The sequence below is a fragment of the Tateyamaria sp. GN1-10 genome (genome assembly GCF_055693845.1).
This window is the reverse complement of the sequence record NZ_JBVFUR010000004.1, coordinates 682,626-703,862: the sequence shown is the minus strand read 5'-3', so window position 1 is coordinate 703,862 and position 21,237 is coordinate 682,626. Positions and strand designations below refer to the sequence as shown.

At 56.1% G+C, this 21,237-nt stretch carries 16 protein-coding genes and 1 pseudogene; 11 read left to right on the top strand and 6 right to left on the bottom strand.

Annotated elements, in window-relative coordinates; all coding sequences use genetic code 11:
• The first annotated feature begins 473 nt into the window (after positions 1-473).
• Positions 474-2,894 carry a P-loop NTPase gene (locus tag ACZ1HN_RS05270; RefSeq protein ID WP_472726738.1) on the top strand — a complete coding sequence of 807 codons (2,421 nt, stop codon included), beginning with the start codon at positions 474-476 and terminating at the stop codon, positions 2,892-2,894.
• An 87-nt stretch (positions 2,895-2,981) separates the two neighbouring features.
• Here ACZ1HN_RS05270 and ACZ1HN_RS05265 read toward each other — a convergent pair whose 3' ends face one another.
• A complete protein-coding gene (locus ACZ1HN_RS05265; protein WP_472726737.1) occupies positions 2,982-3,119 on the bottom strand; it encodes a hypothetical protein in 138 nt (45 codons plus the stop codon).
• 213 nt (positions 3,120-3,332) lie between these two features.
• On the opposite strand from ACZ1HN_RS05265, the gene ACZ1HN_RS05260 reads away from it, so the two are divergent.
• The 8 genes from ACZ1HN_RS05260 to ACZ1HN_RS05225 all read left to right on the top strand — a co-directional run bounded on the left by ACZ1HN_RS05260 (position 3,333) and on the right by ACZ1HN_RS05225 (position 15,411).
• Complete coding sequence (locus ACZ1HN_RS05260) at positions 3,333-4,043, top strand: hypothetical protein (RefSeq protein ID WP_472726736.1); 711 nt, start codon at positions 3,333-3,335, stop codon at positions 4,041-4,043.
• Positions 4,044-4,414: 371 nt separating this feature from the next.
• Positions 4,415-4,816, top strand: coding sequence for a hypothetical protein (locus tag ACZ1HN_RS05255; protein ID WP_472726735.1), 402 nt, complete (start codon positions 4,415-4,417; stop codon positions 4,814-4,816).
• The gene (locus ACZ1HN_RS05250; RefSeq protein ID WP_472726734.1) at positions 4,813-5,709 is read left to right on the top strand and encodes a DMT family transporter; all 897 of its coding nucleotides are present in this window, start codon (positions 4,813-4,815) and stop codon (positions 5,707-5,709) included. The genes ACZ1HN_RS05255 and ACZ1HN_RS05250 overlap by 4 nt, the downstream gene beginning before the upstream one ends.
• 266 nt (positions 5,710-5,975) lie before the next feature.
• Positions 5,976-6,248: a DUF6500 family protein gene (locus ACZ1HN_RS05245; RefSeq protein ID WP_472726733.1), complete on the top strand. Its 273-nt coding sequence runs from the start codon at positions 5,976-5,978 to the stop codon at positions 6,246-6,248.
• A 427-nt stretch (positions 6,249-6,675) separates the two neighbouring features.
• Positions 6,676-8,565: an SLC13 family permease gene (locus tag ACZ1HN_RS05240; RefSeq protein WP_472726732.1), complete on the top strand. Its 1,890-nt coding sequence runs from the start codon at positions 6,676-6,678 to the stop codon at positions 8,563-8,565.
• 511 nt (positions 8,566-9,076) lie between these two features.
• Positions 9,077-12,253 carry a CHRD domain-containing protein gene (locus tag ACZ1HN_RS05235; RefSeq protein WP_472726731.1) on the top strand — a complete coding sequence of 1,059 codons (3,177 nt, stop codon included), beginning with the start codon at positions 9,077-9,079 and terminating at the stop codon, positions 12,251-12,253.
• A gap of 63 nt (positions 12,254-12,316) precedes the next feature.
• The gene (locus tag ACZ1HN_RS05230; RefSeq protein WP_472726730.1) at positions 12,317-14,044 is read left to right on the top strand and encodes a type I secretion system permease/ATPase; all 1,728 of its coding nucleotides are present in this window, start codon (positions 12,317-12,319) and stop codon (positions 14,042-14,044) included.
• Positions 14,041-15,411 carry an HlyD family type I secretion periplasmic adaptor subunit gene (locus tag ACZ1HN_RS05225; protein ID WP_472726729.1) on the top strand — a complete coding sequence of 457 codons (1,371 nt, stop codon included), beginning with the start codon at positions 14,041-14,043 and terminating at the stop codon, positions 15,409-15,411. The genes ACZ1HN_RS05230 and ACZ1HN_RS05225 overlap by 4 nt, the downstream gene beginning before the upstream one ends.
• 11 nt (positions 15,412-15,422) lie before the next feature.
• Here ACZ1HN_RS05225 and ACZ1HN_RS05220 read toward each other — a convergent pair whose 3' ends face one another.
• The 3 genes and pseudogenes from ACZ1HN_RS05220 to ACZ1HN_RS05210 all read right to left on the bottom strand — a co-directional run bounded on the left by ACZ1HN_RS05220 (position 15,423) and on the right by ACZ1HN_RS05210 (position 17,558).
• On the bottom strand, positions 15,423-16,133 hold the full coding sequence (locus tag ACZ1HN_RS05220) for a LysR substrate-binding domain-containing protein (RefSeq protein ID WP_472729279.1): 711 nt from the start codon (positions 16,131-16,133) through the stop codon (positions 15,423-15,425).
• A 36-nt stretch (positions 16,134-16,169) separates the two neighbouring features.
• Positions 16,170-16,343 (bottom strand): annotated as a pseudogene (locus tag ACZ1HN_RS05215) (LysR family transcriptional regulator); the annotation flags it as partial.
• 630 nt (positions 16,344-16,973) lie between these two features.
• Entirely contained in the window at positions 16,974-17,558 is a 585-nt protein-coding gene (locus tag ACZ1HN_RS05210; RefSeq protein WP_472726728.1) for a hypothetical protein, read from the bottom strand.
• A 618-nt stretch (positions 17,559-18,176) separates the two neighbouring features.
• Here ACZ1HN_RS05210 and ACZ1HN_RS05205 point away from each other — a divergent pair.
• Together ACZ1HN_RS05205 and ACZ1HN_RS05200 are read left to right on the top strand one after the other, a co-directional pair.
• A complete protein-coding gene (locus ACZ1HN_RS05205) occupies positions 18,177-19,076 on the top strand; it encodes a LysR family transcriptional regulator (protein WP_472726727.1) in 900 nt (299 codons plus the stop codon).
• Complete coding sequence (locus ACZ1HN_RS05200; protein ID WP_299770846.1) at positions 19,073-19,816, top strand: sulfite exporter TauE/SafE family protein; 744 nt, start codon at positions 19,073-19,075, stop codon at positions 19,814-19,816. Before ACZ1HN_RS05205 ends, ACZ1HN_RS05200 begins: the two co-directional genes overlap by 4 nt.
• A gap of 7 nt (positions 19,817-19,823) precedes the next feature.
• Here ACZ1HN_RS05200 and ACZ1HN_RS05195 read toward each other — a convergent pair whose 3' ends face one another.
• Together ACZ1HN_RS05195 and ACZ1HN_RS05190 are read right to left on the bottom strand one after the other, a co-directional pair.
• Complete coding sequence (locus ACZ1HN_RS05195; protein WP_472726726.1) at positions 19,824-20,570, bottom strand: sulfite exporter TauE/SafE family protein; 747 nt, start codon at positions 20,568-20,570, stop codon at positions 19,824-19,826.
• A 7-nt stretch (positions 20,571-20,577) separates the two neighbouring features.
• On the bottom strand, positions 20,578-21,237 hold the full coding sequence (locus ACZ1HN_RS05190) for a fumarate hydratase C-terminal domain-containing protein (protein ID WP_472726725.1): 660 nt from the start codon (positions 21,235-21,237) through the stop codon (positions 20,578-20,580).

Here is a 21,237-nt window from a genome sequence, read left to right as displayed (position 1 = left end):
CAATGCCGCGGGTCGCGCAAGGCGCAGGAAGCGGACACTGCAAATTTGCAAAGTCGCGTCAGCCTGCAGGCTTTACGCGGCCGAGTTCTACCGCTCGACTGTAGCAACCATCGTTGCACTCCGGCCCATCAGAGGAGACATTCGCTGCAATCGCAAATCCGAGCGCTTCGTCAGCAAGAAATTCGTGGTACAAAACTCCCAATGCTTTGGATTACCCGTCAAACTTTTCTTGTAGCACGACGCGTGCATTGTTATAACGGCCATCCGAGACCGACAGCCGATCGTGAGCTGATGCTTGACTTGGATTACTCGAGTGCTGCTGATCATGGTCGTTAGGCTGGGATCAACAGAAGTGCTTTATATGGTTAGCAAAAAACCTGTCCGAAAGTATAGGCACCGGTGACTTACATTTTTGTGGTAATACTACGTAGCATTTTTCATACTGCTCCGAAACATATGATTTGGAGCGCAATATGTTCACGGCACAAGAAGAAGAGTACCTGATTGGCGCGCTTGGAAAGCGCAATGTTGTCATTTTTCTTGGCGCTGGAGCATCTTTTGGTTCTGAAACAAGAGATGGCAACCCAGTTCCCTTGGGGCAAAGCTTGAAAGAGCATCTAGCAAAAGCGGCGGGCGTACAAACAAATCTGCCTCTTTCTGAGGTTGGAAAGGATGCTCGAAAAATCCTTGGTGATGATGGAATTAAAAGAACCCTTGAGGAAGTGTTTCTAGAGACTCACCCATCCAAAGAGCTATCGGAACTTTTTTCCTATCCATGGTATCGCTGTTATACTTTAAACTATGACGATACGATATCAGGCATCCCCAGACGTGAAAAAAGTCAACGTCATAAATACTTCATCGGAACAGATCGTATCGAAGATAATCCGAATACTGATCAATTGCAGGTGATTCATTTGAATGGATCAATACTGCGCATAGATGACGGTATTGTCCTGTCGGATAAAGAGTTTCGTTCGCGCATACGAAAACACACCCCGTGGTATGAAAAGTGCGCTTCTGACTTTGCAAGTTATACGTTCCTGTTCATCGGGACCGAGCTAGATGAACCGATTTTTAAGTCGTATGTCGAGAATCTTGAGGATGTTTCGACTTTTGCGCGTTCATTTCTGATCAAGCCGAGTCCAGTTTCAGATCGCGAGAGAGAAGACCTAGGGGAAATCAACATAAAGCCTATTGCAGCCAGTCTTGCCGACTTAACGAACTGGCTTCGCAGTAATCAGCATCGAGTGAACCTCGAGGCTGAGGGTCACATCACTGGATTGACCGAAATTGGGACAGCAGCTTGGCTAAGCGAAGTATTGGATAAGCAGGCACATCGAAGTGCTACAGCGAGGCGCAGCTACTTCTCTGGAGTTTCTCCTACATGGCAGTGTATCGCTTCTGAATGGCCTGTGTCGCTGTCTACCACCGCTAAGACCACAGCTCAGTTATCTGAGTACGTGATAAAAAAAGATGCAGGACTCTCGATGATTGTCGGACAAGCGGGATCTGGCAAAACAACCAACTTGATGACCGCGGTTCACAACATGAGTTTGTCCGACGACGTTCAAGCTTTTGAATTTAGTGGAAACGGCTTCGAGGAGCTTGAACGATGTGTAGGCTCTATTGCAAGAAGCGGAACAGGGAAGAAGAAACTTATTTGGATTCCTGATTTCCAGATTTACGCGGATGACGTTGAAAAAATAGCGAGAGTAGCCAAGTCCAATTGCATCCATATCGTTGGAGAGTTGCGTAGCAGCGACTGGTCAGGGCGCTTTTTCCGAAAACACAAGGAAATTGACAAACTGATAGAGACTGGCAGGTTGGTTGATGAAGACTACAGTAACCTCGCAAGAGCCATTTCAGATTATGCGACCGCACCCGAATTTCGCAGAATGTCAAGGGATGATCAGGTCAAAAGCTTGAAGCGGTCGCGAAACCAGCTGCTGATTTTGATGTTGGAGGCGACAAAGCAGCGCCCCTTTGAGGAAATAATAGAAAGTGAATATACGTCAATTGATGATGAAGATGCTAAAGCACTGCTCTGCATGATTGCGATTGTAACTCTGACGCGCACTAGGCTAAGTTTATCAGACTACAGCGAAATAGTGGCGCTGTTCGGGCTCAGATCTCCTCTTACGGCTTGCTTAGCCCAACTTGAGGGTATTGTTGAAATCTCCAGTGATCAAAAGCTGGTCGGCCGACATGAAAATTATGTACGCCACATTGTTTCTGCAGCGGCCAATCTTGACACGGTTTATGATGCCTGTCTCGCAATACTGAGAAGCTTCACAGTCTACGAAGTGCCTTTTGTAGTGAATTCCGGAAAACAGAAGGGAAACATACTCAAATTCATGATGCGGAGTGATTTTTTGCTTCCTGTTTTCCGTAATAACCCCGCCAAAGTCGAAGAATTGTATGATGAACTAGAATATGACTATCAGAACGACGGACATTTTTGGCTCCAAAGAGGACGGTTCTATCGCTCAAGGCGTGGTAGAAAAAACCATGAGATTGCGCTGAGTCATTTCGAAAGGTCAGTCGAGGCTTACGACGGCTCCTATGCTCGCCATTCCTTAGCCCAGCAAAAGTTGATCTACTGCGCGCAATTCAATGAGGCAACACCTTACCTAGAAGGGATGCTTTCCGACGCAGTTACTGAGCTCCTCCAACAGACGGTAACTCGATCCAACGCCGAAGATGAATATCCGCTTGTGGCACTTGCAATGTCGCATCCAAAAGCGCTGTTGGCCTGGGGGCGACTCGATGAAGCAAAGAAAGAATGCACAAGATACCATAATCAGCTTGTCGAAATGGGAAAGAGCCTTCCCTCCCGGGACAAAGAAGTCGAAACTGCAATTGAGTTCTGCCTAAAAACTGCGGTCATGTGATTTTTGAGCTATGTCGTTCCGCAAGTCGGGATGCGGCAGCCCAAAGGTTTATGCGGACTTTACACCACAACAATGGGAGTCTCGTCTTCAGGTCAGAAGGACCAATTTGGTTCTGATGTTGATTTTTTGCATCAGCAGCGCAGGACGGCGGCCCGCCTCACCTGCGGATGTCACGAACATACGCTCAAGCATAAGGAATGTCGCCTCTGGGCTGGCAGTGGTCAACCACCCCGTCCGATGGATGTCGCCCTTGAGCCCAAATGTACTTGACGCTGCGAGGTGTTTAAGTGTCCGCTTTCTCCAGCCCAAGTGGATAAAGCAGCTTGTCACGTGTAATTGCGATCTTAGGAGTCTGTACGAAGTAATAGCGAAATCCAGAACTTTATCGATTGTTCCAATTACTTGCATAGGGAACAATATGACTACATGAGGCACAAGATGGCATACTGGGAAAGATTCAACGAACATCAGCCAGAAAATACGATGTCAGCAGTGGGAACAGGCAGGTTTAACTTGGTTGCAAATCAGCGCTGGAAACATGAGAGGGGCGATAGCGAACGCCATGAGATGGCTGGCCCGGCGAGTCGTAGGGGATTTCGCGTTAGCGTCGAATACGAGTTATTAGACGATCTAAAGATTGCTCACCCGAAATTGACAATTTTTCAAATTCACTCATCAATCATGGGACAAGACGACAGTGAACCCCGTCCCGCTGAACCGATATTTATGCTCAACATCAGACCATTTAGATGTGTTCCAAAGGACGAATGTCTTGGCCTCGAGGATGCACGTGTCTATTGGGCGGGCATAAGATACAAGCCTGTTCATGAGATGGGTGAGATGCTCGAATGGAAGCCAAGTTTTGGCTGTGGCGAAGGAATAAACCCAGATCTTAGGAAATTCACGGTCAAAGCAGACTTGAAGATACAAGATCAAAAAATCGATCTAGATGTTCAGATTGCTTCGGATGGTGTTCGCAGGGGGCGACGCTTTCCTCTTTTGGATTTCTCGGATGTGAGTGAGGCTAGCGATTTCATTTTTTACCCGAAATTTGGCGCTTATAGGTCGTTTAAAGACGGTGCAGATCAGTACCCGAACCGTCCTAACCAAACCGTCAAAGCAAAGTGCATCGAATTTCATCAATACTGAGATAAAGCAGCCGCTCAAACAGTTGGGTGAAATGCCTGCTTCGTCCGCCCAGTGGCCACCCGACCTGTGCAACCCAAGGTCGGCTTTGGGCTGAGAGCAGTCATGTGTCAGCACAAGAGGAAAGGCAGCTCCGTCCCGCTGCGCTGCCGGTGATCTGTGCAGAATAAAAGTCAGTTTTTCGTGACTCCTATGGCCTTCAACGGTGGGATTGCGGACGCCTGAGCAACTGCGAACCGATTGAGATTGCTGGGATTGAAGATCTCCACGACCTTCGTGTGGATCGCCTATTTCTTCGCGTTACAGATGATCGAACCCGCCGTGGTCTTCACCATTTTCTCTGCTCTGATCCCCGTCGCCATTTTTGCTGCCGCTTGGTTCGGGCTGTCGAAGGCCTCGCCGTTGCGAAACCGCGTGAAGGGTTCGGCTTGCTCGTGGTGGTCCTTGCCATCGCCTATCCGTTCACCATCACTATGCTTGCGCGATCAGGCTTCTTGCGTGGTGATTGGACCACCGCAGTCGTCGTTGTGATTGGCTTCGCAATCATGGCGTTTCCAGTCTTTGCAATACAAAAGGCGATCTCGCTCATGTCCACTCTGACGCTTACGGCAATCACCGCGCTCGGACCGGTATTTGTCTTTCTGTTCCGGATCATTGAAGGTCGCGTGGACTTTGCCCCCGCGACCATGACCGGACTTACGATCTACTTTGCGGGCGCGATCCTCGCGGCCTATGGAGGGGCGAGACGCCCGGACAGAAAGGCTGCGCAAGTATGACTGCAACAGGATCAACATATCGCACCGGCTTTGCGGTTGGCGCTGTGATCATCGCGGTGCTGGCCCTGTCGCTTGGCGATGCGATCATCAAGGCCACCGGCCTCGATCTACCGCTCTGGCAGATGTACATCCTGCGTTCTGCGCTCGTTCTCCCGGTGCTTTGGTGGCCGGCGCGGCGCAAGGGGCCGATTGCCTTCACTTCCCTGCTTTGGGTCATCCTGCGCAGCCTTCTACTGGTCGCCATGTGGCTCAGCTACTATTCCGCTCTGCCGCTCATGCCGCTGTCTCTCGCGGCTGCGGCCTACTACACATCGCCGATCATCATCACGGTTCTTGCCGCCCTGCTGGCGGGGCGCAGGCCAGCGCCACGTGTCATGCTGGCGGTCGTTCTGGGGTTTGGGGGTGTGATTCTTGTTTTGCGGCCTGACGCTTCGGGCTTCGATCTGGCGGCGCTTCTGCCGCTGTTGGCGGCGCTGCTCTACGCCTGCGCAATGGTGCTGACCTCGCTAAAATGTCGTGATGACAATCCATTCGCGCTTGCCTTGGCTCTGAACATCGCCTTCATCGTTGCGGGGGCCGGTCTGGGCCTGTTCTCGGGTCAGGAAGGGTCGTTCATTTTCGGCCCATGGCAGAGCTTCGATATCGCGCTCATCGGAACCGTCGCGGCACTCTCTGCCGTGATCCTTGTGGGCAGCGTGGGCGCGGCCATCGCCTATCAGAATGGGCCACCCGCGACGGTGGCAGCCTTTGACTACAGCTATCTCGTTTTCAGCCTGATCTGGGGTGCTCTGTTCTTCTCGGAATTGCCGGACGCGCTGTCCTTGGCTGGTATCGCCATCATCGTTCTGGCCGGGTTCCTGTCCCTGCCGCGCGGCAAAAGCGTGACAGCATGATACGCGCCCCGAAGCTCGCTGCTCTGGCCGTTGTGATCCGGGAAAACACAGTGCTTATGGTTAAGCCGCGCCGCAGAGCTGGATTGTGCGACGAATGTCGGCAAAAGAGCTCTCCAGCCAACTGACCGTTACTGTCAAACATCGGCTTCGGCCCCACCTGGCTTGACGCGGTATAGTCCTGCAACGCCTGCAATGCGCAGCCAGTATTGTAATCAAGCCAACACGGTCAGCTCGCCCCACAAAGCGACTTCGGTTGCAGAGAGCGCGTGTTCTTTTTATGTTCTGTTGTGCAGCACTGGAACAGAATGGGTATAGTTGGCATGCGATCCACCTTGAGAACCAGGGCAATCAAGATCTGCAACGAGAAGATTGCCAAGAAAGGGGAAAAGGTCGGCCTTTCTTTTTACGCATTCTTTGCCAACAAGAATGACGAACCTGAGTTGCTGATGGAAGCGGCGGAATGGTGGATCAAAACACATGAGTTGGATCATTTTGAGAAGGCCGTGAAAGTCCGTGATATGATCAGTTCCGGCGTTTAAGCAACGGTGGCTTTGTCCCGCTGACCTGCCATCGTGATCTAAATCCCAGGTCTCTTTTGAGCTGCAAAGCAGCCGTTCGGCCAGATTGCAACATCCGTCGATGTCGGCTTGAAGCAGACGGTAGGCGATAGCGCGGCAACTATGTCGCCAGAGACCAGTCCACGCGCCACTGGCATATCCCTGCGGATCTTGATGCAATCGTACTCCGCGGCAATGCAGCAGTCACCAAAGCTGAATTGATCATCTGCGCCGTGTTTTTGCTGACGGAATAACCGCGACCTGGATAAATGAGCATCGATAACGATTGCTTCAATTGCTGCTTGGCGAAGAACAGCATCACGAAATCGACCACTGGTCAAAAAAGTCGGCAGGACTGGCTCTATGCGTATCGGGCAACCGCCGTTATGCTGCTGAACGGGGAGAAGTGATGGAAGCGACAGTTCTGACGTTCGAAATGATGGCGGTCCTGGGGCTGCTGGCTCTAACTGTATTTCTGTTTATCTCCGAGATCATTCGCATCGATTTGGCCGCAATCCTGGTCATGGTGATCTTGGGTGGGCTGAGCACTTTGCCCGGACTGGCCAATCTCTCGAACCGGGCTGACCTTTTTGCGGGATTTTCGTCAAACGCGGTCATCTCGATCATCGCTGTGATGATCATCGGGGCCGGGCTGGATAAAACTGGCCTGATGTCCAAAGTTGCCACGCTGATATTGAAACGCGGCGGCACGACCGAGGCGCGGATTATCCCGATCGTCTCTGGCACCGTAGGTGTTATCAGTTCTTTCATGCAAAACGTTGGCGCGGCCGCATTGTTCCTGCCCGTCATCAGCCGAATATCCGCCCGGACCGAAATACCAATGAGCCGTTTGGCGATGCCGATGGGGTTTTGCGCAATCCTTGGCGGGACGATCACAATGGTCGGGTCCTCTCCGTTGATCTTGCTGAACGATCTCCTGATTTCGGCGAACCGAACATTGCCAGCCGATCAACAGATGGAACCGTTTGGCCTGTTTTCAGTCACACCGATCGGGATGATGCTGGTCCTGACCGGCGTTCTCTACTTTGTGCTTCTCGGCCGTTGGATTCTGCCCGGACAGCGAGGGCGCGGCGAGGACGCAGGCGCTGCGCGGTCAATGCAGACCTATGTCGAGAACACCTATGGGCTGCGCGCCGATATGTTCGAAGTGCGCGTGCCAGAAGGGTCAATCCTGATCGGTCAGAAGCTGGCGGATATCATGGTTGCACATCATATCTATATTCTCGGCACGTCTTACAGAGGCCACAAGGTCATCGCGCCAATGGCGGATACTACAATCGAAGCACCAGCACGCTTGGCTATTCTGGGCCTACGGCGGGTGCTGCAGGATGAATTCGCTGAGCCGTATGGTCTGGAAATTTTGCCCGGGTTGGACGTTTTCGCCGATGACTTTGCCGCGACAGAATCTGGCGTCGCCGAAGTGGTCATCCCACCGGGCTCGACCGTCATAGGTCAGTCGCCCATAGAACTCCGCCTGCGTCAAACGCATGGACTGTCCATTCTGGCGATCCACCGAGGTGAAGATACGCTGAGCCATGTTGAAACCGATGACCACGTTGCCACCCATATCGGTGAGGTCCTTCTACAAGCAGGTGACACACTGGTGGTCCACGTCCAATGGGAGCGGCTGACCCGGCTCAAGTCTGATCAGGACTTCGTCGTCGTGACATCGGATTTCCCCCAAGAGGAATTGCGCCCACACAAGGTAAACTGGGCACTCGGTTTCTTTTTGATGACGCTGGGTCTCATTCTGTTTACCGACCTGCTGTTGTCACTTTCTTTGTTAGCTGGCGCAGTAGGCATGATCTTGTCACGCGTGCTGTCGATCGATGAAGCCTATGAAGCAGTCAGTTGGAGCACGGTCTTTCTCCTGGCGTCGCTGATCCCGTTGGGGATCGCGGTACAAAACACCGGCACGGCGGCTTGGATCGCAGAGCAAATCCTTTCCCTGTTGAATGGCTGGCCACTTTGGTCTCTGCAGGCTGGTTTGGCAGTGCTGGCGACGATCTTTACGCTCGTGATGTCGAATGTTGGCGCGACGGTATTGCTGGTGCCGTTGGCTATCTCCATTGCGATCTCTTCCGGAGGAGATCCGGCAGTCTTCGCACTGACAGTTGCAATTTCGACCTCAAACTCCTTCCTGATCCCAACACACCAAGTCAATGCGCTGATCATGGGTCCCGCAGGCTACCGGGTTGTGGATTTTATCCGTTCAGGAGGAATTATGACCGTGTTATTCCTATTAGTATCCATGATCGGGCTCACGCTCTTCATCTAGTGCGGTTTGGTATGCCGTTTCGTATGTTCCCTCAGAAAGTTTAAATCGGGCGGCCCGTTATGCGGCGGCGACAGGTTGGCCGCTGCTGTATTGCAGCGCTGCACGGTAGGATGAAAGTCTGGAAAGGACTGTGCTTGTCAAAGTCAAAAGCGCATGTTTCCAGTGTACTGAAATGGGATGTCGGTCGGATCGTTGGGCGTTCGACAAATCTGCAAGTTCCCGATGTCAGGCATGCTCTCCTCTGACTTCGTCAGTAAACTCCGCGAACAGTTTCGTGAATTGTCGTCAACGATTAACCTGTACGCCTTTGTATTTTGATGCAAAGCATTTGATTTTAAACGTAAGTTTCTTCACGTATCTCACGACTGTCGTGACTATTTCTCGTTCTTATACACGGTATTCGGACCAAGAATTTCCAATACATCCATGCATCCGCACTTGGTTGAACAGCGGAGAGGCCACAGTCTCGGTCTGATCTCCGCAGCAACCAAATCTCAAGCGGAGATCACCCATGCTTTCCGAACTACTTGCAAGCCTGCGTGCCAGACTGCTGACGACCTCGTCACTGGCCCAGGAAACTGTTCGTGATGGACAGACACTGACCAACGGCTTTTTCCAAAGTACCGTTGTCGACAACACCCCTGCCTTCGTGCTGAACAACGACCTTTCCCGGTTTCTGAACTTTGGCGAGGTTGAAACCAACGGCGCACCGTCCGCCGTATCGGTCGAGGCCGAGGACGTTCAGGTCTTTAACTTCCGCACAGGCAGCATCGAGGCCAATGGCCCAGACGCCACAGGCATCGAAGTGACAGACGGCTCCAGCGCCGACATTCGCAACTTTGGCAGCATTGCGGGCGAGTTGAATGGTGTTGAATTCAGCGGTCCAAACAGCTCGGGCACGCTCGACAACTTCCGTGGCGGTGTCATTTCGTCCGACAGCCGCGCTGTCGAGATCGAAGGCGAAGGTATCAGCGTTCGCAACTTTGGCGACATTGTCGGCACGGACGATCAGCGCAACGGTACCATCTACACCAACGCAACGGCAGAAGATGTCAGCATCTCGAACTTCACAGGCGGTACGATTGACGCTGGTGAAGGCAACGATGGCGCCGGCATTTCGTTCCAGGTTGGCGACGAGGCGGGCGACGTGGTGTCGAACTCCGTCTTCAACGGCTTTGGTGCCACCATTCAAGGGCGCGGCCAAGCGGCCTCGAACACCGGCGGCGCGGGCGACGGCATCCGCGTCAACAACGGCGCAGAGGGCACAGTGTCTGACACGGACATCGTGAACTCGGGCCTCATCTCGTCCGAAAGCAACAACGGCACGGCGGCAGGTATCCGTATCGCCGACGGCGCCGCAGCTGAAGGTCGCATCCTGAACACATCCACCGGTGTGATCGAGGGGGTGCGCAATGGTCTGTATATCGGCGAAGCCGAGCATGATCTTGACGTCCTTAACTTCGGGACGATCCAATCGGACAGCCGCGCGGTGAACATCGATGGGACCGGCGTTGATCTGATCAACGCGGGCGACATCCTGGGGACAGGCGACCAGCGCAACGGCACCGTTTATGCCGATGGTACGGCGGATGACTTCAGCGTGCGCAACCTCGCAACCGGAACAATCGATGCCGGTGCTGGCAACCAAGGGTCTGGCTTTGGAGCCGAGATTGGTGGTGCCGAGGATGGTGCCAACACGTTCACGCTGGACAATAACGGGACAATTCAAGGCCGCGGCAATGCGCCGGCGGGCAACAACCCGGCAGGCGACGGCGTACGGATCGGCAATGTCGGCAACACCGGCACGACCGACGCCACCATCACCAACTCAGGCGAGATCCTGTCCGAAGGTGCCAACGGCACCGTTGCTGGTGTTCGTGTCGTAAACGGCATCGACTTCAAAGGTGAGTTGAACAACTCCGGGACCATCTCCGGTGTGCAGAACGGTGTCTACTTTGGCACGGGTGATCACACGGGTGGGTCCTTTGTGAACTCTGGCGTGGTGTCGTCTGACAGTCGCGCAGTCAACATCGACGGTGAAGGGCTGGAAGTTGTGAACTCCGGCGCAATCCTCGGCACTGGCAACCAGCGCAACGGCACGGTCTATGCCGATGGCACGGCCAACAATTACACGTTCACCAACACTGGCATTGTTGATGCTGGCGCGGGCAACAACGGCTCCGCCGTGTCGCTTCAGACCGGCGACGTGGATGGTGATGTCGTGTCAGCCGCCATCTTCAACGAAGGTATCCTGCAAGGTCGCGGTGACGCGGTCGGAGGCAACACTGTTGGTGACGGTCTCCGTTTGTTCAGCAACCAGGAAGACGCAAGCTTTGCCGGACTGGTGCAAAACGAAGGCGTCATCGCAGGGTCCGAAGACAGCGATGCCGCAGCGGGTATCCGCATCGACGGTGGCCTGAACCTGCTGGGTGCGATCCTGAACGAAGGTGAAATCACCGGTACAGTCAACGCCATCGACGCAACCGAAGCGGGCGACGTCACTTTCGTCAACGACGATGAGGGTGTGGTGAACGGCAACGTGCTACTGGGCGCCGGAGAAGACATTGTTGTCGACCTTGGTCAAATCAACGGTGTTCTCGACGGTGGCGCAGGCGATGACGTTCTGATTGCCGGACAAGGCGACAACGTGATTGTCGGTGGCCTTGGCAACGACTTCATTGAAGGCGGCGCAGGCATCGACACGGCTGACTTCTCCGATCAGGACGTGGCTGTGACCGTGAACCTTGGAGCCAACGGAAACGGAACGGCCACCCGCGAAACCGGGTTCACGGTCTCTGTCGAAAATGTTGCGGTCGGTGCATCTTTGCAACCCACCCAAAACATCAATGACGCGGCCGGATTTGTAGCAGAAGCCCTTGCCGGGAACCTGTACTACAACATCCACACCTCGGACTTCCCAGGCGGTGAAATCCGTGGCCAGTTCGAAGTTGTCAGTGATGAGGGCGACGGGCATGCGCGTGTCATCGAACTGGTGGCGACACTCGACGCAAGCCAGGAACCTGGTCCGACCTCCGACAGCGATGCGACGGGCACGGCGACACTGACCATCTCGGTCGACGAAGCCACCGGCCAGGTTGTCTACTCTTCGGAACTGACCGTGACGGGCCTGAACGAAGCAGACCTGCAAACCCCGGTTCCGGGTGTCGTATCGGCCATCCACCTGCACAACGCACCTGCCGGGATCAACGGTCCCATTGCGCAGGACACGCTGGTGGACGCTGGTGCAACCATTGACGCAGATGCCCCCACGGGTGTGTCCGGTCTGGATGTCATCGACGAAGTGGTCGAGACCGACATCCTCAGCTCGATCGAGAACGTGATCGGGTCGGACGATGCCGACGTCATCATCGGGTCCAATGCCGACAACACCCTGTCGGGTGAAGACGGTGATGACCTGCTGAACGGTGGCCAAGGGGACGACCTGCTGCTCGGCGGCGAAGGCTCCGACACCTTCACCTTCGAAGGGTTGTTCGGCAACGACACGGTGGGCGACTTTGAAGTTGGCGTAGACCGGTTGGACTTCTCCGACTTCGGCCCGGACTTCGCCGAGAGCCTCGTTGTGTCGCAAGACGGCGACGACGCCCTGCTGACCTTCTCATCGGACGCCTCCGTGCGCCTCAAAGGGGTCAACAGCAGCGACTTCTCCGACGACGACTTCATCGCCTGATCAAAACACACCGAGGTGGCGGCACAGGCCGCCACCTCTTCACGCTGAAAAGAGATCACCCAAATGTTTCAGAAAAAATCCACCGTTAAATCCGCATGGGGCAAGCTGCGCAGCGGCTTTGTCGCCATCGGCTTCTTCAGCATGATCCTGAACCTGCTGATGTTGGCCGGCCCCCTCTACATGTTGCAAGTCTATGATCGCGTGCTGACCAGCCAGAACATGGACACCCTCATTGCCCTCAGCATCCTGCTGGGTGGTGTTTTCCTGGTTACCGGTCTTCTGGACCTGATCCGCATGCGTATCCTCAGCCGCCTTGGCGCGCGGTTTGAGTTGGAGATTGGCGCGCCGATCTTGCAGGCTTCGATCCGCCGCCGGGTTCAAGGTAAGGCCAGTGGCGACAACCCCGCCGCCGATGTGAACGGCATGCGCGACTTCATTTCGGGGCCCACTCTGGTCGCATTTTTCGATGCACCGTGGATCCCGCTTTACCTGGGTGTGCTCTATGTTCTGCACCCTTATCTTGGCGCTCTTGGTCTTGCCGGCGCGCTGTTCCTGACACTCATGGCCCTGATCAACAACGCACGTTCTGCCGATGTTATGCAAGACGCTGGCGAGGCGCGCGCCAGGTCCGACAGTTTGTTCACCTCTAGTGAACAGAATGCAGAGCTTGTCCACGCAATGGGTATGACTGGTGATCTCGCCCGGCGTTGGACAGCTCTGCAACACAATGCGCATCACCTGAAATCCCGGGTGTCTGACCGGCTGGCCAGCTTTTCGGTGATGTCCAAGACGACCCGCATGGCCTTGCAATCGGGCATGTTGGGTTTGGGCGCCGCCCTTGCCGTCAGCGGTCAGGCCACCGCCGGTGTGATGATTGCCGCCACCATCGTGCTGGCCCGTGCGCTTGCGCCCATCGATCAACTGATCGGTCAGTGGCGCACCTTCCTGGCTGCACGTGGTTCGTACAAGACCCTGCGCGCCCTGTCCGAAACCTACTCCGAGCCGCCCAAGCGGTTGGCACTGCCGCGTCCGCAAATCTCGCTGAACGCAGCAATCGCGCAGGCGGGCCCGCCCTTGGCGCAAAACGCCACCATCGGCGGGATCGAGTTTGCCCTGTCGGCTGGCGATGTTTTGGCCGTGATCGGTCACAGCGGGTCCGGCAAGTCAACGCTGGCAAAGATGCTGGCCGGGATCTGGACCCCGCAACGCGGAGCCATTCGCCTTGATGGCACGCCCATGGCCAAATGGGATCCCGAAGAGCTGGGACAGTTGGTGGGCTACTTGCCGCAGGATGTGCATCTGTTCGATGGGACCATTCGCGAAAACATTGCGCGGTTTTCAACGTCGATCGACGACAGCAAGGTGCTGGCCGCGGCCGTCGCCGCCGATGTGCACGGCCTGATCAGCAGCCTGCCCGATGGCTACGCGACAGAGATCGGCAATGGCTTCCATCTGTCCGGCGGTCAACGCCAACGGATCGCACTTGCGCGCGCGCTCTATGATGATCCGTTCATTCTGGTTCTGGATGAGCCGAATTCCGACCTGGACGCCCAAGGCGAGGCGGCACTGCGCAACGCCATTCGTGGCGCCAGCGCACGCGGGGCCGTCACCTTCGTGATGACGCATCGCCCAAGCACGTTGGAGGCCGTCAACAAGGTTCTGACACTCAACAAAGGCACGCAAACCGGCTTTGGCGACAAGGAAGACATCCTGCGTCCGCGCCAGCAGAGCACACCGGTGGCCCAGATGACCGCCGCACAACTGGCCGCTGTGAAAGGAGCAGCACAATGACAACTGCACTCACCCCCACCCGCAAAACCGGCGTTCTGCGCCTTGAAGAGTACAACCGCGTTCAACCCAAGGCCTCTGGCGCTGGTATCACCGGCTTTGTGATCTTTGGGCTGTTGGCCGTCATTAGTTTCCTTGGCGGTGCCGCCTATTGGGCAACGGTGTCAAAGCTGGATGGCGCAGTTGTGGCCCAAGCAAGTTTTGTGGTCGAAGGCAATCGCAAGACGGTCGAGCATCTGGATGGCGGCATCGTCAGCAGCATTCTTGTCAGCAACGGCGATCTGGTCGAAGCGGGCCAGACCCTACTGGAGTTGGACAGCACAGATCTGGGCGTCGATCTGGACGTGATCGAAAGCCAGCTCAGCGATCTATCAGTGCGCCGTGCGCGGCTGATGGCTCAGCTGCAGGAAGCCGATACATTTGATCAAGCGTCCGTTGCGCAGATGATGCGTGTCGAACTGGACCCCGCAACGTGGGCTACGGCATTCACCACCCAGAAGCTGCTATTCGATGCAGAACGCCGGTCGCGCGATGCCGAAGAGGCGCTGACAGCACAACGCATCGCCAATCTCGAGGATCAAGTGAGCGGCCTGCAATCGCAACGCGCCTCCAACACCCGGCAGCTGGACATCACCCGCCAGGAGTTGGGCAACCTGCAAACGCTGCTGGACAAGGGCCTTGTCGCTGCGGCGCGCGTGAATGCGCGCCGGGTCGAGGTCGAGCGCCTGATCGGTGTGGATGCCGCCCTGCTGACCCAAGAGGCGCAGGCCCGCAACCAGATCAGCGAGTTGCAACTGGCCAGCATCGGCGCACGCACCTTGCGAGACGAGGCAACCTCGACCGAACTGGCGCAGATCGACGCGTCACTTGCCACGCTCAAGCCGCAGTTTATCGGCGCCTCGGAACGGCTGAAGCGTGTGGCAATCACTGCGCCCGTGGGTGGCCGGGTGGTCGAGATGACGGTGTTCACTGCAGGCGGTGTTGTCCGTCCGGGGGCGCCCATTCTGGACATCGTGCCGATTGACCAACCGCTTGTGGTCGAGGCGCGTGTGAATACGGCCGACATCGAAAAACTCTATGTTGGTCAGTCCACACGCGTGCGTCTGTCCGCCTTTGATCAGGGCGATGTGCCCGAGGCAGAGGGCCGCATCATCGACATCTCTGCCGACAGCCTCGAAGACGAGCGCACCGGAGACTACTATTACACCGCGCGTGTCAAACTGGATGACGTCCAACCCCAAGAGGTGGCCGCACTGGATCTGGTGCCGGGTATGCCCGCCGACCTGTTTGTGAATACGGGCGAACGCACGGCCCTGAGCTACCTGACCCAGCCGCTGAGCGACCGGTTGGCGCGCACCTTTATCGAATAGGAAAAAACGCGTCACGCCACAAATGTTGGCGTGACGCCTTTCGGTGGATTTTCCTGGATATAGGTCCCGATCTTGGCAAGCAGCGGTTTTCGGGGGCAGTTCAATCGCGACGCGGCACCGAGGTTGCGAAGGTTCCCCGGGGCTTCGAACGGGATGAAGGACAAAGGCCAATTGTCCTGGCGGAACTGCTCGGCGGCGAGGGCGGAGACAATCGTGCAATCGTCCGAATGGCAGATATGCCGACAGATGGTTTCGAAACGCAGCGCAGTCAGGTCGAATTTCTTGGACCCGCGTGATGCCTGGTCAGGTGTAGGTAACCGTTCTTCAAGTTCGTATCCGAACGAATGCGGGAGACGAATTAAGTCATGTATTGGCACGTCTTCAGGCCGGATGGATGGGAGTGGCGCAAGCGGGTGCCCCTGGTGAACTGCCAAATACAAAGGCTCTTCCCAGATCGACGTGAATTCGAGCGTCGGATTGTGATTGAGTTTCGCCACCAAGGCCACGTCCAGGCTGTGATCCTCGACCATCTTCAACATGTTCTGCGGCAGGTCTTCGATCATTGTGACCCGCATTCGTGGAAAAAGGACGCTGAACAATTTTGAGAAGTAGTCGGTCAGATACGGGGCCAGTGTCGGGGTCAGGCCGATGTTAAAGGGCACCGCTTCTGGGTCGCGAAACTCGGTAGCCGTGTCTTTGATCCGTTGAGCGCTGATCAACATCTCGTTGGCAATTTTTATGATGCGTTGGCCGCAGGCTGTTGGTCTAACCTCGCCGCTCAGGCGGAGGAACAGATCAGTGCCCAGCTCTTTCTCGAGTTTTTTGATTTGGTTTGACAGAGCGGGCTGCGAGACGTTGCAATACTCCGCAGCGGCGCTGAAGTTACCACACTTCGCAACTGCAGCCACGTATTCTAAATCTCGTAAGTTCATTACTTCCCGTAATATTTGTGTAATTTTCTTCTAAAGGACCTTTCTTGCGATAGAAAGAACCGTCCGCCGGAGCGAACCAGACGGTATTGGAAGACAGCACACGGCGGGGTTCGCTGTTTGAAGACAGGCATTTGGCTGCGTTGGCTGTATGTCGGAAATGTCTGTGGCTGCTAAGTTCGCCTGCTACCTAATTTGCACATGCGGTGAACGGTCGGTTTCGTGAAGCTGCGCCGTATTTGATGCCCCGGCCAAGGTCCGCTTCGAGCTGGCACCATTCAACCGAGCCAAACCGTCAGATGACGGCTCCGAGCCCTCTTTGACCGATGCTGCGCGATGTACCAATGTCGGCTTCTGAGGCTATCCACCAAAAACGTGCCAAAACCAAACGAAGTCTTGAAAAAGGTTTATGTCCGATGTGTTGACAATGCCGCTATAGACGCAAGGCTCAGATTTTGGACACGACTGGTTCCCCAGAAAACACTGTCAGCACGTGCGCACGTTTGTGGTTCGCTAAAGCTGCGAATTATGCACGCGCATCCCAAGCAATATGAAGTGATTGCCATAGCACTTGCGGCGGATTGAGCGGCGCTTCCAATAGGCTGGGATGTCATTCAGCGGAGGCGGCAGAGCTCACTGCTTGGTCTCAAAGACATAGTAACTTGCGATAGCCGAACGGCCCCGAGTTGGATCGCGAGCTGGCAGCCCGCAGACCAGTGTCCAGCCTGAACCCGCTCGATTGGCGCTTGGCCCTGTTGAGTTGGGTGTGCTCAGGCGTGAGGCACAAGCACCACCCGGGTTGCTGCCGGTTAACAAAAGGCTAGGGTTGCACACTGGTTCATCGACCCCGGTAAGCGAAGGTACGCTCCGCAGCACAAAGCGGTCGCGGCGGATGTCGGTATCGCCCATCACGGGCACCTCGCGCAATTCGCAAGCCAGTGGATCGTCGGCGTTATTGGCGTGGTAATAAACCGAGACATCGAGCCCCCGGGTCGTGTCGATCTCATCCCGCAGGATCGGGCAAACGATCTGCATCCGGTTGTTGTCGGAGTTGTTAATGATTTTACCAAAGCGGTCATAGCGCACGGCGCCAGTGCCCGCCTCAGAGTTGTCAGCCACCTTGCAGAAGGTGCCGGGGTAGTGCTTACCGTCCGTGTCCGCAAATGCAGTGGTGGAGACAAGTGCGGCCAATGCCGCAGGTGCAAAAATCTTAAACATAAAATACCTCAAATCGTTTGTACGAAATCAGCGCTTCCGAAATAGATGAAGTAAAAAATTCTACCAAATTTGCGACAAACTAGCAACTCTGCGGATGCAGGTGATGTGGTGGGAGAGCTTCAAGTCAATGCAGAAACTTTGGTTTTTTCACGCACATGTTCACGGTGTCGGCCGTTCGCTGCGCCCACACTACCGAGCTGAATGGGCTCGCTGCAGGCCACCCTATGGAGCCGAATGTGCCAAAAGCAACGATTGGTGCGAACGCAGTGAATTGGTGCTCTGTCCCGCAGAGCCGACCTTGAGCCTGACCAACGCAAGCCCGTGGGGTGGTGTCGCACCGCACATTCAGTAGCGCTTTATGGTCGCCAAGCACATTCCACAGAAATTCTGTTCGGGGCAGCAGCCGAAACACCAGCCCGCCGGGACGGGCTTGTGTTGGACCGGCGCCTGCGGCTTGATTCCGGTCTGGTCTGTGATCTGAATGCACGGGCTTTCGTCCCGCAGATCTAACCTATGGGCCATTCCAGCGGTGTCCGCTTCGGGCTGCAGTTTGATCTTTCGGCTTTGCGACGCTAGCCATGGAGTTTGAAAGACTGACTTTCAGGCGGTGCGGGTGACATGACCATTCGATTGCTGCGCACCCTTGTTGCGGTCGCGGACAACAAGACGTTTAGCGCTGCGGCAGACGCCGTTCACGTCACCCATGCCGCTGTAAGCCAACAAATGCGCGCGTTGGAGGCCGAGTTGGGCCTTGCCCTGTTCAACCGTTCAACGCGGACACCCGAACTGACCCCCGTTGCGCATGAAGTTGTGGCAAAGGCGCGTAAGCTGATTTCTGATTATGACACCCTTGTTCCGTCCGTGCTGGCCGATGGTGGGTTGAGCGGTGTGCTGAAACTGGGCGCCCTTGGCACGACGCTGACGGGGCTGACGCCGCAGGCCATGGCCATATTCAAAGGCCGGTTTCCACGCGTTGGCCTGCACATCCGCCCCGGGCTGACGGGCACATTGCTGGCCGATATTGAACGCGGCCATCTGGATGCCGCGATCATTACCAAACCTCACCTCATGCCCGTGGGCATCGTGTTTCGCCCGTTGACCGAGGAGCCGATGCAATTGATCGCTGCCATGGAGGAGCGGGAAGATGACCCCATGCGGTTGCTCGCGACCAAACCATACATCCGCTTCAACCGGAACGCGGTGCTGGGAGTCTTGATTGACAATTGGATCAGGTCGAAGCGTATCCGCGTGACCGAGGCAATGGAATTGGATACGCCCGAAGCCATTGTCAGCATGGTGCATGCCAACCTGGGTGTGTCGATTGTGCCCGATCTTGCCGTGAAACCGTTGGAGACTGTACCCGTGAAGCGATTGAGCCTTGGTGCCGACGCACCGACCCGGGTGCTTGGGTTGGCCTTCCCGGAAGATCAGATCAAGATGCGGGCCGTTGATGAGATTTTCGATGCCCTGGCCGGGGTCATTGCGGCCGTGCGACCGCAGGGCATAGACACTGTATGACCACTGACATGATCCTGTTTCTTGCGCTGGGGGCTGCGGCGGGGGGCTTCATCAATGGCCTGTCCGGCACTGGCACCGCATTGTTTGCACTGGGTTTTTACCTGGTTGTTCTGCCGCCCACGACGTCTGTTGCCATCGTGGCTTTGATGTCCGTACTGGTGGGCCTTCAAGGTCTGTGGATCGTGCGCGCGTCCATCTTTGCCCGTCCGGACCGTTTGGCCCGTTTCATCCTGCCCGGGCTTGCGGGTGTGCCGCTTGGCCTACTGTTGTTGGATGTCATTGACACCGGGACGCTGCGCATCGGGATTGCCGTGTTTCTGATTGTCTATGGCGGATATTTTGGCTTTCGTGCGGCGCTGCCGTCATTTTCGCGCAAGACCCCCGTCATTGACGTGATTGTTGGTTTTCTGGGCGGTGTCCTTGGCGGTACGGCGGGCGTGTCGGGTGCTTTGCCTGCCATGTGGCTGTCTGTGCGCCCGTGGACCAAATCCGAGACGCGCGCTGTCATGCAGCCGTTGAACATGGTCATTCTGAGCACGACGGTCACGTTGCTTTTCTTCAAGGGGGCGTATGATCAGGCTGCGGTGAATGCGCTGATGATCACAATTCCCTGCGGGTTGATCGCGGCGCAGGTTGGGATCATGGTGTTTCGCCGACTGAGCGATATCGGCTTTCGGCGTTTGCTGATCCTGTTGACCCTTGCGATGGGGGCGGGTCTGCTTTTGAGCGAATTGACGTAGGCGCGTGTCAGCCCAAGAGCGCGCCCAACACCAGATTTGCACCCAACACCGAAAACGCTGCCAGGAAGAGTGTCCTGAATTGTTCCGGGTTCGTCCGGTGTCTCAAGCGCTCGCCTGCTGAAAAACCGATAAGCGCCGGGATCAGCAAGAAGGTGGAGACTGCCAGATCCGGGGCCGAACTGTGCCCGACGGCAACAAACATGACAAAGATCGAGACGCTGCCTGCCGAGATCAGGAATCCAAGTGCCTGCACAAAAGCATCGCGGTCAAGCCGGAGGCCGGTCAGGTACATGACCAGGGGCGGGGCCCAAGCGGCCGTCAAGCCTCCGATCAAACCGGCGATTACGGCGCTTAATCCTTCGAACAGGCGCACCCGATGCGTCGGGATGGGGGGCACCATGTTGCGCCAGCTGAGAAAGCAGAACGCGAGAACGAAAACACCCAAGGTCGCACGCAGAAATACATCGGGTGCGGATTGGCTGAACCAGACGGTTGCGGCCACAAACAGGGTCAGAATGGCCGCGTAACGCCAATGCTGTTTGACACACCCGAGCCTGTCCGGACCACGCGAGAACTGCCAAACATTGCTGAGCAGCATGGGGACGACGACCAACGACACGGCAGACCTGGTATCAAGCTGAAATGTGAGAAGGGTCAGGGCCACTGTCGGCATCCCCAACCCGATAAAACCCTTTACCGTGCCTGCCAGCAACAGGACGGCGCTGGCAAACGCGATCAGGGACAGGTCGGGCATGGATGCTTCAGATCACCTCGTCCGTGCGGTCATCGCTTTCGCCGTAGCGTTTGAGGACGGCCGGTTTGGTGCCTTCGTACACCCGGGCCACGTTTTCGGCAATCTTGGCGTTTTCGCGTTCGAACAGGCAGTCGCCGTTCAGGTCTGATGCCACAATGAACGGTCCCATATGGTTGCATTTGATGACCCACATGGCCTGGGCCAGGCCCAGTTCCTCGTTCCAATGCACCGCTTCGACGTTCTCCACGCCGCGACCCAGCAAGGCACCGGTGCCATAGCCCACCGTGGACAGGTAGACGGCTCCGTTTGGGACGAAGTACTCTTTGTAGTCCTTGGAGGTCATGCCGCCCTTGCCCACGATCAGCTTGGCCCCGGTCTTGGCCATCCATTCCGGCAGCCATTTGGCAAAGCGGAAGGAGGCGGTGGCGGTGACGGCCCCCATATCAAAGCTGCCATCGGGGTTGATGCGGGCCGCTGGCGAGCAGTGGAAATTCGCCGCCGATTGGCTGGGCAATTCCATCGGGATGTTCGCCTTGTCCTCAAGCGCGCGCATGTAGACACCCTCGCGCGCTGTGTACATTAGGCCGTCGAGGTAGACGACATCGCCGAGGCGTAAGTCGGCGATGGCCTCATCGGTTGGGGTGGTCGATAGAACGATTTCGCGCAT

What these genes read in the sequence shown, in the direction of transcription:
- ACZ1HN_RS05210 (WP_472726728.1), bottom strand. Translation starts at nt 17,558, where the DNA reads ATGTTTAAGATTTTTGCACCTGCGGCATTGGCCGCACTTGTCTCCACC.
- ACZ1HN_RS05200 (WP_299770846.1), top strand. Translation starts at nt 19,073, where the DNA reads ATGACCACTGACATGATCCTGTTTCTTGCGCTGGGGGCTGCGGCGGGG.
- ACZ1HN_RS05205 (WP_472726727.1), top strand. Translation starts at nt 18,177, where the DNA reads ATGACCATTCGATTGCTGCGCACCCTTGTTGCGGTCGCGGACAACAAG.
- ACZ1HN_RS05250 (WP_472726734.1), top strand. Translation starts at nt 4,813, where the DNA reads ATGACTGCAACAGGATCAACATATCGCACCGGCTTTGCGGTTGGCGCT.
- ACZ1HN_RS05190 (WP_472726725.1), bottom strand. Translation starts at nt 21,237, where the DNA reads ATGCGCGAAATCGTTCTATCGACCACCCCAACCGATGAGGCCATCGCC.
- ACZ1HN_RS05225 (WP_472726729.1), top strand. Translation starts at nt 14,041, where the DNA reads ATGACAACTGCACTCACCCCCACCCGCAAAACCGGCGTTCTGCGCCTT.
- ACZ1HN_RS05195 (WP_472726726.1), bottom strand. Translation starts at nt 20,570, where the DNA reads ATGCCCGACCTGTCCCTGATCGCGTTTGCCAGCGCCGTCCTGTTGCTG.
- ACZ1HN_RS05270 (WP_472726738.1), top strand. Translation starts at nt 474, where the DNA reads ATGTTCACGGCACAAGAAGAAGAGTACCTGATTGGCGCGCTTGGAAAG.
- ACZ1HN_RS05260 (WP_472726736.1), top strand. Translation starts at nt 3,333, where the DNA reads ATGGCATACTGGGAAAGATTCAACGAACATCAGCCAGAAAATACGATG.
- ACZ1HN_RS05235 (WP_472726731.1), top strand. Translation starts at nt 9,077, where the DNA reads ATGCTTTCCGAACTACTTGCAAGCCTGCGTGCCAGACTGCTGACGACC.
- ACZ1HN_RS05240 (WP_472726732.1), top strand. Translation starts at nt 6,676, where the DNA reads ATGGAAGCGACAGTTCTGACGTTCGAAATGATGGCGGTCCTGGGGCTG.
- ACZ1HN_RS05230 (WP_472726730.1), top strand. Translation starts at nt 12,317, where the DNA reads ATGTTTCAGAAAAAATCCACCGTTAAATCCGCATGGGGCAAGCTGCGC.
- ACZ1HN_RS05220 (WP_472729279.1), bottom strand. Translation starts at nt 16,133, where the DNA reads ATGTTGATCAGCGCTCAACGGATCAAAGACACGGCTACCGAGTTTCGC.